This is a genomic window from Flavobacterium ginsenosidimutans (assembly GCF_003254625.1).
GTDB lineage: Bacteria > Bacteroidota > Bacteroidia > Flavobacteriales > Flavobacteriaceae > Flavobacterium > Flavobacterium ginsenosidimutans.
Map to the genome: position 1 here is coordinate 1 of NZ_QJRJ01000073.1, position 13,050 is coordinate 13,050.

At 33.8% G+C, this 13,050-nt stretch carries 11 protein-coding genes; 5 read left to right on the plus strand and 6 right to left on the minus strand.

The window, feature by feature from the left end; translation table 11 throughout:
• The 3 genes from DM444_RS07425 to DM444_RS07435 form a co-directional block, all read left to right on the plus strand.
• On the plus strand, positions 1-3,606 hold a 3,606-nt coding region (locus DM444_RS07425), incomplete at its 5' end, for a T9SS type B sorting domain-containing protein (RefSeq protein WP_162614936.1).
• Between the two features lie 148 nt (positions 3,607-3,754).
• A complete protein-coding gene (locus DM444_RS07430; RefSeq protein WP_111285188.1) occupies positions 3,755-4,666 on the plus strand; it encodes a PorP/SprF family type IX secretion system membrane protein in 912 nt (303 codons plus the stop codon).
• An 11-nt stretch (positions 4,667-4,677) separates the two neighbouring features.
• On the plus strand, positions 4,678-6,624 hold the full coding sequence (locus DM444_RS07435; protein WP_111285190.1) for an OmpA family protein: 1,947 nt from the start codon (positions 4,678-4,680) through the stop codon (positions 6,622-6,624).
• A 127-nt stretch (positions 6,625-6,751) separates the two neighbouring features.
• Here DM444_RS07435 and DM444_RS07440 read toward each other — a convergent pair whose 3' ends face one another.
• The 6 genes from DM444_RS07440 to pyrR form a co-directional block, all read right to left on the minus strand.
• A complete protein-coding gene (locus tag DM444_RS07440) occupies positions 6,752-7,252 on the minus strand; it encodes a CAP domain-containing protein (RefSeq protein WP_204251670.1) in 501 nt (166 codons plus the stop codon).
• Positions 7,253-7,428: 176 nt separating this feature from the next.
• Entirely contained in the window at positions 7,429-8,073 is a 645-nt protein-coding gene (pdxH, locus tag DM444_RS07445) for a pyridoxamine 5'-phosphate oxidase (protein WP_111285192.1), read from the minus strand.
• Between the two features lie 238 nt (positions 8,074-8,311).
• Complete coding sequence (locus tag DM444_RS07450) at positions 8,312-9,217, minus strand: ribonuclease Z (protein WP_111285194.1); 906 nt, start codon at positions 9,215-9,217, stop codon at positions 8,312-8,314.
• 81 nt (positions 9,218-9,298) lie between these two features.
• Complete coding sequence (locus DM444_RS07455) at positions 9,299-9,631, minus strand: ribonuclease Z (RefSeq protein ID WP_111285196.1); 333 nt, start codon at positions 9,629-9,631, stop codon at positions 9,299-9,301.
• Positions 9,632-9,883: 252 nt separating this feature from the next.
• Positions 9,884-10,810, minus strand: coding sequence for an aspartate carbamoyltransferase catalytic subunit (locus DM444_RS07460; protein ID WP_111285198.1), 927 nt, complete (start codon positions 10,808-10,810; stop codon positions 9,884-9,886).
• Positions 10,811-10,916: 106 nt separating this feature from the next.
• Positions 10,917-11,456, minus strand: coding sequence for a bifunctional pyr operon transcriptional regulator/uracil phosphoribosyltransferase PyrR (gene pyrR, locus DM444_RS07465; RefSeq protein ID WP_008468864.1), 540 nt, complete (start codon positions 11,454-11,456; stop codon positions 10,917-10,919).
• Between the two features lie 188 nt (positions 11,457-11,644).
• Here pyrR and DM444_RS07470 point away from each other — a divergent pair, with 188 nt between their 5' ends.
• Both DM444_RS07470 and DM444_RS23755 read left to right on the plus strand, forming a co-directional pair.
• Positions 11,645-12,568: a hypothetical protein gene (locus tag DM444_RS07470; protein ID WP_204251671.1), complete on the plus strand. Its 924-nt coding sequence runs from the start codon at positions 11,645-11,647 to the stop codon at positions 12,566-12,568.
• A gap of 268 nt (positions 12,569-12,836) precedes the next feature.
• Positions 12,837-13,010, plus strand: coding sequence for a hypothetical protein (locus DM444_RS23755; protein ID WP_008468862.1), 174 nt, complete (start codon positions 12,837-12,839; stop codon positions 13,008-13,010).
• Positions 13,011-13,050: the final 40 nt, after the last annotated feature.

The following is a 13,050-nucleotide window of genomic DNA, read 5'->3' on the forward strand; positions in this document are numbered from 1 at the left end:
AAAGTAAGCGGACAGTTTACTGCTTCTGAAGGATGCTCAAATGCTGGAACCTACACCAACACATGGACTGTTAAAGACGACTGCGGAAACACTTCTGATACTTTCACTCAAATAATCACTATTCAGGATACTGCTGCGCCAATGTTTACTGGTGATCTACCTTTAGATATTGAAGTATCATGTGATGCCGTTCCTCAACCAGCAGAAATGCAAGCTTCTGATAATTGTAATGGAGATTTACCAATCGTATTCTCTGAAGTAAAATCTAATGTACAAGAAGGATGCGATTCTAATTATACATTGACTCGTACTTGGAGAACAAGTGATTGTGGAGGAAATACAGCTACCCATACCCAAGTTATTACAGTAAGAGATAAAACTGCTCCAACAGGAACTGCTCCTGCTGATGTAACTAATTTGGCAAGTATTGATTTAATTCCTACTGGAACTCCAGCAGATATTACAGACGCTGCTGATAATTGCAGTCCGACAGTAAATATTACTGTTACAGACACAAATAATGGAGCAAGTGGCTGCGATGGAACACCATATATCTTAACAAGAACTTATACATTAACTGATTGTGCTGGAAATAAAACTGAATTAGTACAAACTTTTACAGTTGAAAATAAAGTTTCTGTAAGCGGAATCGCTACAAATGTAAGCTGTTTTGGAGGTACAGATGGTGCAATCATTGTAACCAATAGCCCAGGGTCAACTGTAGTAATTACAAATGAAAGAAATGAAATTGTAGGCAACGCCAATTTACCTGCAGGAACTTATACACTTACTGCTACTGCACAATTAAATGGCGAAAATCAAATTTGTTCTGCTACAGCTACAGTTGTGATTACACAGCCTACTTATACTATAAAAATTTCTGGACAAATTATTAACGTAGACACAAATACTCCTATTGCAAATGTACCTGTTACTTTAATTCCTCAAGGAACAACTACAGGACCAATACAAATGCGTATTACTGGTGCTGACGGAATGTACAATTTCGTTGGAATGCCAGCTGGAAGTTATTTGGTACAAGTTCAAGATGCTAATTTAAATAGCGCATATCAATTGTATCCTGTCGATTCTAGCTTGTTCTTTACTACTCTTGAAGATTGTGTTTTCCAAACTCATAACTTTGAATATGGAGCATCAAACCTTCCTGTTCTTGGTGATTATGTTTGGTATGATACAAATAGTAACGGAATCCAAGACGAATGGTACGATGCAAACAATGATGGCGTTGTTACCAAAAATATTCCAGACTCTAATGGAGCTATTGATTACAGCCAATGGGAATGGATAGATCTTAACGGAGACGGAAACTACACTGGACCTCAAAACAATGGGGAATTAAATGCAGGAGGTTTTGGAAATGCACTTAACGCCAATGTTATTATTGACGGACCAAATGGATATCATGAAGAAGTTATTGTTGGTATCGAAGGATTCTGGAGAGATCGTCCAAATACAGCGAATCCGTACGGGCAATATACTATTAAGTTAGTTAGAGATGCTAATTTTGATACTGTGGCTGCAAACTTAGGCTTTACAGGTTTAGTAAAAGTGCTTCCTTCTGTATCTGCTAAAAACATTGCTGGTAAAACAAGCAAAACACAACTGCATACAGTTTGTAAAACAACAACAGAAAGCGGCTATATTGTTAATGTAACGCCAGAGGATTTAGTACATTTAAATGCTGACTTCGGTGTAAGCTGTAAAGAATACAGAGACATTGTTGCCAATGATGACAACGGGGGTCCTATTGTAGGAGTAAATCATACAACAACTAATGTATTAAATGTATTAACAAACGACACCTTAGAAGGAAATCCTGTAACTGCATCTGATGTTATTATAACAACAGTAACACCAAATGAATTTTTACAATTAAATCCTGATGGATCTATAGATGTATTACCAAATGCACCAGTAGGTACATTAACAATGGTATATCAAATTTGCGAAGCAGATCAAACAGATAATTGTGATACTGCAACAGTTACAATTACAATTGAAGCTCCTGTAATGACTGTTACAGCAACAGCAATATGTGTAAATGATGTTCCTTACATTGATTATGCAGTAACACCAACAAACTTCACTCCTGTAGATGGTGTCACAATTGCTTGGGCAGACAACAATAATAATGTAATAACAACAATGAATGATCTTCCATTAAGTGGCCGTGTATTGTGGCCAGGTGCAGTGGTTGATGAAAATGGAAAAGGAATTGACTGGCCAGGCTGGATTTTTGAAAACAATAAATGGGTTGAAGGCGCTGATGGATTCGAAAAACTACGTCCAACTGCTAATTTGACAATATCTTTAAATCCAAGCCAAACTATCACAGTTAATTATCCACCTGCAGATCCATACTGTACTGCCAGACCAACATTCGCAATTGTTGCAAATGACGACAGTGCTGGTCCTATAAATGGAGTTCCTGGAGCAAATAACATCATAAATGTTTTAACTAATGATACATTAAACGGATCTGCAGTAAACATAAATGACGTTACATTAACTATCGTAACACCAGATCCTACTGGCACATTGGTGATAAACCCTGACGGATCAATAAATATTCCGCCAAATACACCAGCTGCCACCTATACATTGACTTACCAAATTTGTGAAAATGCTGATTTTGGAAACTGTGATACTGCTATAGTTACAGTAATTGTAACTGCACCAGCTCCACCGGCAACGATAGTTGCAAACGATGACAACTTCAGTAATATTGGATGTAATTCATTCGGATTAGTTGGTAATGTATTAAGCAATGACCTAGTAGGAACAAATCCTGCAACGTTAGAGCTAGTAAACTTTACACTTCTTGTTGAAGGCAATAATTCTAAAACAGATCCTAATATCGTAATTGATGGTTCTGGAAATGTAAACGTTTCAAGCTTGACACCTGCTGGCACTTATACATACAGTTATAGAATCTGTGATAAGCTAAACGCTGAAAACTGTGATACTGCAACAATTACAATTACTGTAGTTCCAAACGGTGTTACAGAAATTACAAGCACAGCATGTACTGATGATTCAACTCTGATCAATTTAACCAGTTTACTTCCAGAAGGAAGCCCAACGACAGGAACTTGGATTGATAAAAGCAATACTAATGCTCTTCAAGGAAATGTTCTTAATCCGTTTGGTCTAGCACTTGGAAGTTATGCTTTTGAATATTTAATAGCTGATGAAAATTGTCCAAGAACTATTGCACTGAACATGGAAGTAAATGATGATTGTAGAGTTTTACCATGCGGAGATGTATTAGTACATAACTCGTTCTCTCCAAATGGCGACCAAATAAATGATGTTTTCAAAATTGACAATATTGATGATTTAACTTGTTACCCAAGCAATACTGTTGAAATATATAATCGTTGGGGAATATTAGTTTTTGAAACTACAAACTATAATAATACAACGAATGCTTTCGATGGAATTTCAAGAGGAAGAACAACTGTTAAGCAATCTGACGGACTACCTACAGGAACTTATTTTTACATCATAAACTATAAGTCTCTAGATGGAAACAACAATGTTCAGGATAACAAATTAGATGGATATTTATATCTATCCAAATAACAGAAACCATAATTCGCTGTAAAGTATTACTTTACAGCGGATTATGAAAAAATTGTTAAGAATTTTAGTTAACTTTGAAATAAATTAATGGTTTGATTTTCAATATCTTAAAAATCAATAGTAATTATTAAAATAATAAAAATCTACTATGAGAACAAAATTACTTTTCTTCGTCATTCTGTTGGTTACATATTCAGGACGTGCGCAGCAAGATGCACAGTTCACACAATATATGTACAACACGATAAACATAAATCCTGCTTATGCTGGTTCTCGTGGTGTTTTAAGCGTTTTTGCTTTACATCGTGATCAATGGATAGGATTAGATGGTGCTCCTAAAACTAATGCTATTTCTGTTAATACACCAATAAACAACAGCAATGTTGGACTTGGAGTATCTTTAGTTAATGATAAAATTGGTCCTACAACAGAGAATCAATTTTCTGTAGATCTTTCCTATACAATTCCAACTTCAGAAACATGGAAACTTTCATTTGGAATAAAAGGTACTGCAGATATATTCAATCTGGATGTAACCAAATTAAATCCTGAAACTGCTGGAGATCCACAATTTCAAAACTTAGATAATGACTTTTCACCTAATGTTGGTGCTGGAGTTTACTGGCATTCTGATAAAGCATATATCGGATTATCAGTTCCTAACTTCATTCAAACCAATCGTTACGATGATAATGATGTTGCCATTTACAAAGACAAAATCAATTATTATTTGATGGGAGGTTATGTTTTCCAATTTTCTCAAGAACTAAAATTTAAACCAGCTGTTTTAACTAAAATGGTTGAAGGAGCTCCGCTTCAAGTAGATGTTTCTGCAAACTTCTTATTCTTTGAAAAGTTAACCTTGGGGGTTGCTTACCGATGGGATGCTGCAATAAGTGCAATGGCAGGATTTCAGATTACAGACGGATTATATATTGGTTATGGATATGACAATGAAACGACCAATTTGAAAAACTACAATTCTGGCTCACACGAAATCTTCCTGCGCTATGAATTCTTCACAAACAATGGTAAAATGACAACTCCTCGTTTCTTCTAAAAAAAAGTATTATGAAAAACTATACACTTCTTTTCCTTTCAATAATAAGTGCTTTTTCATTTAGCAGTTATGCACAACAGTCAAAAGTAAATTCTGGAGATAAGAAATACAACAATTACGCTTATGTTGATGCCATAAAGACCTACGAAAAAGTAGCTAATAAAGGTTACAAATCTGAAGATATGTTCAAAAAGCTGGGAAACTCTTACTACTTCAATTCTGATTTTGCAGGAGCAGCAAAATGGTATGGTGAATTATTTGCAATGAACACGACAACCGTTGAACCAGAATATTATTTTCGATATGCACAATCGCTAAAATCGATTGGTGAAACCAGCAAAGCAAATAAGTTCTTAGACGACTTTTATGCTAAATCAAAAAATGATAATAGAGGTAAGCTTTACAAAAGTGATGTAAATTATATGGATCAGATTAAAGCAAATTCTGGAAGATACAAAATAGAAGATGCTGGCGTAAATAGCAAATATTCCGATTACGGATCATTTGTATATAACAATAAACTTTATTTTGCATCTGCAAGAGATACAGGGAATTTTTCACAGCGCAAACACAAATGGACTGGAGAATATTTTACAAATATCTACAATGCTGATCTTGATCCAGAAACAGGAAGCACCACAAAAGTGAACAAGTTTAAATCTGCTATTAATACAAAATTCCACGAAGCATCTCCTGTTTTTACGAAAGATGGAAAAACGGTTTATTTTACGAGAAACAATTACGTAAATGGAAAAAAAGGAAAAGATGAAAACAAAATTACTTTAATCAAAATCTACAAAGCAGAATTAGGAAGCGATAACAAATGGACTAACATTGCAGAACTTCCTTTCAACAGTGATAATTATAGTACAGCACATCCTTCATTAAGTCCAGACGAAAAAACATTATATTTTGCTTCAGATATGCCAGGATCTTTCGGACAATCTGATTTATACAAAGTAAGTATTAATTCGAATGGCACATACGGAACACCTGAAAATCTAGGAAACACGATCAATACTGAAGGAAAAGAAACCTATCCCTATGTAACCAGCGAAAATGAAATCTATTTTTCATCAGATGGACATCCTGGATTAGGAGGTTTAGATGTTTTTGTTGCCGGTATCGATAACGATGGTAAGTTTTCCGATATTCAAAATCTCGGAGCAGATATAAATTCACCAAAAGATGATTTTGCTTACATTATCGATCCAGTTTCCAGAAGAGGATATTTTACTTCTAACAAAGATGGAGGTCAAGGTTCTGATGATATTTATAAATTCCTAGAAACAAGAAAACTAAGATGCATTCAAGAACTAGAAGGAATTATAACTGATGCCGAAACCGGAATTACTTTACCTGGTGCAAAAGTAACTTTATACGACAGTGACATGTCGCTCAAAAACTCCGTAATTGCAGATGCGTCAGGAAAATACAGTTTCTCTGTTGAATGCGGAAAAAGCTATTATGTAAGAGCTGAAAAACCAGAATACACAACCAAAGAAGTAAGTATTACAATTCCGAAATCTAGCGGTAAGACCGATTTGCCAATTGCATTAGAAAAAGCAACCTGTAAAGTTACAGTTGGCGATGATTTAGGTGTTTGTTTCGGAATTAAAATGATTTATTTTGATTTGGATAAATCAAACATCAGACCTGAAGCAGCTTTAGATTTAGAAAAAATATTAGTGGTTTTAAACGACAATCCAACTATGAAACTAGATATTCGTTCACATACAGATAGTAGAGCTTCACATCAATACAATGAAGCATTATCTAACAGAAGAGCAAAATCAACTATTCAATGGCTTATTAAAAATGGTATTTCTGCCAACCGCTTAACTGGAAAAGGTTATGGCGAAACCCAATTAGTCAATAAATGTTCAGATGGAGTTCAATGTACAGAAGAAGAACATCAAGCGAATAGACGAAGCGAATTCATAATCACTGCATTGTAATTGATTTACTAACATAACCAACCTAGAAAAAGCTGTCCAACTCGGATGGCTTTTTTTCTAATTAAAAAGTCGTTGCAAATCAATGAATTACAACGACTTCTAAAAAACCAACCTGTTCAATATACGTTTAAATTTTAGCAAAAATATTAGTGTAATATTTTTTGCCTGTAGCAGCATCTGTAGTAACAGATATTCCGAAGTGAGTAAAATCGCCTTCGATATTTTCTTTGTGGCCTGGACTATCAAGCCAGGCTCTCAAAGCCGCTTCAGGAGTTTTATAGTTGTAGGCAACGTTCTCACCAACTTTTTTAGCTCCTAAAACATTAGTAATATTTTGAGATCTTTCGACAAAATCATTATGATTCACAACATTATTTGCAATCATATATTCATTGTGTTCTTCACATTTATAAGATATATGATTGATTCTCTCCAAAGCATTTAAACCAACACTAACTCGGTGTTCATTTATAAGTTTCATCGTTTGGAGTTCCGTATCGTTGTACGTGTAATTCGAAACGATAGTTTTTGCAGTAGTATCCGCGTTTCCTTCAGCTGTATCGGCAGAACATGAGTTCATTGCGATGAGAATCGCAATGAACAACATGATGCGCTTAATCTTTTTCATAATCATCAGCATTTTAGCGAGTTTAAAGTAAATGTTGGGGCAAATCCTTTAAATTTATTGTTGAATAAATATCGTCTGTTTTTCTATACCAAACATATTCAATCCATCGCTAAACTACAAAAATAATCGATGAAATGCACTTAATTTTTATTGAATACTATAAAAAACTTACAAAATCAAGAAGAAAGTCGCTCAATCTTCCAAGAAAAGTCTGATTGACCTGTATAACGTATCCTGTCATGAAGTCTATTTGCTCTTCCTTGCCAGAATTCAACTTGTAACGGTGTGACAATATATCCTCCCCAGTTTTCAGGTCTCGGAATTGATTTTCCTTCATAATCCGTTTCGAGTTTTTTTAGGTTTTCTTCTAAAAAATCTCTTGACGGAATCACCTCGCTTTGATTGGAAACAATAGCGCCAAGCTTGCTTCCATCCGGACGTGAATCAAAATAATTGTCTGATATAATTTCAGAAGTTTTCTGGGCAATTCCTTTAATAATTACCTGACGCTCCATTTCCTGCCAAAAAAATGACAAACAAACATGCGGATTAGCTTCTATTGCTTTTCCTTTTTCTGAATTATAATTGGTGTAAAATATAAAACCTTCTTCCGAGAATTTTTTTAAGAGAACAACACGAGATTTCGGAAATCCGTCCAAACCAATCGTAGAAACAGTCATTGCGTTTACTTCACCGCTTCCGCCAAAATCCTCCACCTCATGAAACCATCGGTTAAAAAGATTAATTGGATCTTCAGGAATAGTATTTTCCAGCAATTCACTTTTCTCGTATGATCTTCTATAATTACTTAAATCGCTCATAGCTTATTATTTTAGATTGTTGATTTTAGATTTTAGATTATCAGGCTTGTCAGGCTGAGCGATCCCGAGACTTCGGGAGAAGCCCACGTCTGCAAAGCACGTTCTGTTTTAGAAAAGCACTTCGACTTCGCTCAGTGTGACACTCAAATATTCAGATTTCATCAACTTAAAATCTGAAATCTGAAACAATTACATACAAACTTAGTCCCTTAGAACCTCAGCATCTCAGAACCTTAAATTATAACTCAAAACTTACACCGTCATCTCCTAAAAGCACATTTGGAAACACTGTTTCTGCTTCTTTCTTAAATGGCTCTATTCCATCATAACGTGTTGAATAATGTCCTAAGATTAATTGTTTCACATTCGCTTTTAAAGCAATATTTGCAGCTTCTTTTGCGGTTGAATGCAATGTTTTTTCAGCCAATCTCGCTTCCGACTCTAAAAAGGTAGATTCGTGGTATAAAACATCCACATTCTGAATAATCGGAATTACTTCTTCGTTGTAAACTGTATCAGAACAGAATGCATAACTTTTTGTTGGCGGAGGATCGAAAGTCAATTTTTCGTTTTCGACAACAGTTCCGTCATCAAGCGTAATATCACTTCCGTTTTTTATTTTTTGATAATAAGCAACATGAATATTATAACGTTGAACTGCTTCAACATCAAGCTTCCTTTCGTCTGGTTTTTCCTGAAACAGAAAACCATTTGTATAAACACGATGCTTTAACGGAATCGTTTTTACAATCACCTTTTTATCTTCAAAAATAACTTCACTTTCTTTTGATTCTAATTCATGAAAAAACAAAGAATAAGTTGTCCAAGATTCAGTCAATTTTAACTGAAGAAGAATTAATTCTTTAATTCCTTTTGGTCCATAAATATGTAAATCAGTTGTTCTTCCTAAAAGGGAAAAAGTAGAAATCGTCCCGATTAATCCATACAAATGATCACCGTGAAGATGGGAAATAAAAATGTGATTGATTTTTGAGAATTTAATCTTATTCTTTCGAAGCTGAACTTGAGTTCCTTCTCCGCAATCAATCAAAAACAATCGGTTTTTAATTTCTAGAACCTGCGAAGTTGGATTAGTAAGTGTTCTCGGAGTTGCGGCATAACAGCCAAGTATGGTTAACTTCATTTTAGATTGTTGATTTTAGATTTTAGATTGTTTTTAGACCTCAACATTCAAAATCTAAAATCTGAACTCTAAAATCTACAATTAAAACCCTAGGTCTCTTTCGATTTCTTCCATTTCGATAATATCATGCGCTTCCAAAAGTGAAGGAACCACTGCTAATTTATCTGAAATAGCATTAAAATCAAGATCAGTTGCAACAATTACAAAAGATTTTTTTGCTTTTTTCTGAAGCTTAGAAAGCGGTAAAAAAGCTTTCAAATCTTTTTCTGTAATTGCAGAATCTGCAGACAAATCGATTATAATATTTTGTTTTTCAAAGGTTTTAAACTGTTGCGTCACTTTTTCCAAGAAAGCATTTACATCTCCTTGAGTATCTTTAATAGTAACGGTATGTCCTTTTTGATCTACTTTCATTTTTTAATTTGTGGGGCTTATATAAAAATTGATTTTCTGAGAGCTAAGGTACGAAGTTTTTTTATAGTTTTCAGTCACAGTCACAGTTTTCAGATCTTAAACGAGTGTCACACTGAGCGAAGTCGAAGTGCTTTTTAAGCCGAAATATGATTAACAAACGCGGGTTTCGACTTCGCTCAGCCTGATAAATGCCAAAGTTGTCTAATACTAAATACCGAGACTGAAAACTACGACTGCGACTGAATACTAAATCTACTGAATCTTAGAAGCCAAAAGATAAATAACCGCCATTCTAATCGCCACACCATTCTCCACCTGATTTAAAATCACAGACTGATCAGAATCGGCAACTTCAGAAGTAATCTCTACTCCCCTGTTTATTGGCCCTGGGTGCATGATTACGATTTCTTTTCCTAGCGAATCCAAAAGCGTTTTGTCTACTCCGTATTGCTGAGCGTACTCACGTGTTGATGGGAAGAAATTCACATCCATACGTTCGTTTTGTACACGAAGCATATTCGCAACGTCGCACCATTCTAACGCTTTGCGTAAATTCGGTTCGACTGTAACACCAAGCGATTCAATATATCTCGGAATCAATGTTTTTGGTCCGCAAACTTTTACTTCTGCGCCTTGCATTTGCAAAGCATATATGTTTGAAAGCGCTACACGCGAATGCAGAATATCACCTACAATAACTACTTTTTTTCCAGCTACATCGCCCAATTTTTCTCTGATTGAATAACTATCCAATAAAGCCTGAGTTGGATGTTCGTGCGCTCCATCTCCAGCGTTTACGATACTGGCTTTGACATTTTTAGATAAAAAATAAGCCGCTCCGGGATTGGAGTGGCGCATTACAACCATATCAACTTTCATCGAAAGGATATTATTTACAGTATCAATCAGAGTTTCTCCTTTTTTAACCGATGACTGAGCTGCAGAAAAACTGATTACATCAGCAGATAAACGTTTCTGCGCTAATTCGAAAGAGAGTTTGGTTCTGGTACTGTTTTCGAAGAAAATATTGGCAATGGTAATATCTCGTAATGAAGGAACTTTTTTAATCGGTCTATTAATGACTTCTTTAAAATGATCTGCCGTTTCAAAAATCAGGTTAATATCATTCTCGTTGATATATTTAATTCCTAATAAATGATTTACGCTTAATTCTTTCATTGTGTGTGTTTATATGTTTAATCGTTGAATTGTTTAATCGTTTTTTTTCAAATCGCTTAATCGGTGTAATTACCGATTAAACAATTAACCGGTTAACCGATTAAACTTAATTCGTCACTAGGTGAACAACATCTTCACCATCATTTTCTTTCCAGCTTACAATTACTTTTTCACCATTAATAGCATCTACCTGACGGCCTCTATAATCGGGCTGAATTGGTAAATGACGGCTGAAACGTCTGTCTATTAAAACCAATAATTCAATTTCTGAAGGTCTTCCAAAAGATTGAATGGCAGTTAACGCCGAACGAATGCTTCTTCCGGTAAACAAAACGTCATCAATAAAAATGACTTTTTTGTCTTCGACTATAAAATTGATTTGGGTTTTATTGGCTTCAAGCGGTTTATCAGTACGACGGAAATCATCTCTAAAAAAAGTGATATCCAGATATCCTAAAGAAATTTCAGGAACCTTGTATTCGTTTTCTAATATTTGTTTTAAACGTTCAGCTAAAAAAACGCCTCTTGGCTGAATTCCCACTAAAATTGTTTCAGAGAAATCAAGATGTTTTTCGATTAACTGACAAGCCAAACGATGGAGTATGATAGTAACTTCTTTCGAATTAAGTAATACTTTTTGACTCATAAGTGATTGTAATGTTTGGTTGCGCAAATATACGGAATCTGATTTTATTTGTTGGGGTATTGGGGCTGGAAATGTTTTTAAATTAAAATTTTCAACTTAAAAAAAGAAAACAGCTAAAGTATTTAATGTAAGAATTAAATTATAAATTTGTGTTTTGCTTTTTTTTACAAATAATCAAAATCAAAACATTGCAAATATACATTTCAAAACTAAAGCACATTCTTCCAATCTTCTTATTGATTTCATTATCGACTATAATTGGTCTTTTATTAATACGTTGGGTATTTACAATTGAATTTGAAATTTTTGATTTTAAAGAAAAAATCTGGAATTTTTGGTTACCTGTTTTGTTACCGTGGATTCCAATTTTAATATGGCTTCGTCCCAGATTTAAAATTCTTATTTTAAAAAATGACCATCTCAAATTCTTTTTTCAATTTTTATCAGCTATCACAATTACCGCATGCCTCATAAATTCACAAGAATATTTAACCACAGCAACAGGTAAGCTCCAAAAACTATCAAAAATAACAGATATTGAAAAAACAGAAAAAAGTCGTTATTATAAATTGACTAATTTTTCTGTTGCAACTAATTATGGAGGTACTCATACAGCATTCAGTCGAAGTGGAAGAAATAATGATTTAAACTTTGACATTTATTTTGTAGTTCCAATTTTTGACAGAAAATCAACAAATATTAATGACATCCCAAAATATTGGTATGGTGTAAGCTTTCATGAACACACAAGAAGTAGAAGAAGTGATTACAGAAATAAAAACTTATACCAGGAGTTTTATAATTACTGTCTCAATAATATGAAAGAATATGACTTCTATTCTTTAGATCATTTCGAAAGAACACCAACATCTGACGAAAAACAAAATTTCATAAAAGCAATTGAAGCAAGAACTCAAAAAAAATCAGAAAGCTATATTATATTAGAACCAATAACGCAGAAATACGAAAAACGAAATGGGAATAAATTTCAATGGATTTTTGGTTCTTTTGGTATAGGTTTTTCTATTCTTTTATTTGCATTAATCTGGCCTAAATATAATGAAGGAGAAATGAGAAAATTTACCACTAGTAAAAAACTTAAAGTAAAATAATTTAATACATTGATTGTATTCTTTGAAATTAAACTTATAAAACAATAAAATGTCAACTCAAAAATTAATCAAAATCAAAAAACTAAATAGGGAATTAGAGAAAGGTGAAAAGTCTGGATTTCTAAAAAAATTTGATCGCAGTACCTTCCTTAAGGATTTAAACGAAAAGTATATAAAATCCAAATCCTAAAACATTTCCAAAAAATTCTATAACACATTTTGCCTATTCGTGAAGTAATTTTAAGTATCAATTTAAAATATCAGAATCATGCAAAATAAAATACTAAGATTGTTAATGGTATTCGTAATACTGTTTTCATTTACAAGCTGTGAAGTTATAGGAGACATTTTTAAAGCCGGAATGGGATTCGGGATTTTTATCGTAATCTTTATTATTGCGATTATTATCTGGATTTTCGCTAAAATGTTCGGCAGTAAATAATTGATAAATAACAAATTAAAAAATCCCAAATTCCAAATTA

Bases quoted from the DNA above. Each gene is read 5' to 3' on its own strand.
- DM444_RS23755 (WP_008468862.1), top strand. From the start codon at position 12,837: ATGCAAAATAAAATACTAAGATTGTTAATGGTATTCGTAATACTGTTT.
- pdxH (WP_111285192.1), bottom strand. From the start codon at position 8,073: ATGAGCGATTTAAGTAATTATAGAAGATCATACGAGAAAAGTGAATTG.
- DM444_RS07430 (WP_111285188.1), top strand. From the start codon at position 3,755: ATGAGAACAAAATTACTTTTCTTCGTCATTCTGTTGGTTACATATTCA.
- DM444_RS07435 (WP_111285190.1), top strand. From the start codon at position 4,678: ATGAAAAACTATACACTTCTTTTCCTTTCAATAATAAGTGCTTTTTCA.
- DM444_RS07450 (WP_111285194.1), bottom strand. From the start codon at position 9,217: ATGAAGTTAACCATACTTGGCTGTTATGCCGCAACTCCGAGAACACTT.
- DM444_RS07460 (WP_111285198.1), bottom strand. From the start codon at position 10,810: ATGAAAGAATTAAGCGTAAATCATTTATTAGGAATTAAATATATCAAC.
- DM444_RS07455 (WP_111285196.1), bottom strand. From the start codon at position 9,631: ATGAAAGTAGATCAAAAAGGACATACCGTTACTATTAAAGATACTCAA.
- pyrR (WP_008468864.1), bottom strand. From the start codon at position 11,456: ATGAGTCAAAAAGTATTACTTAATTCGAAAGAAGTTACTATCATACTC.
- DM444_RS07440 (WP_204251670.1), bottom strand. From the start codon at position 7,252: ATGAAAAAGATTAAGCGCATCATGTTGTTCATTGCGATTCTCATCGCA.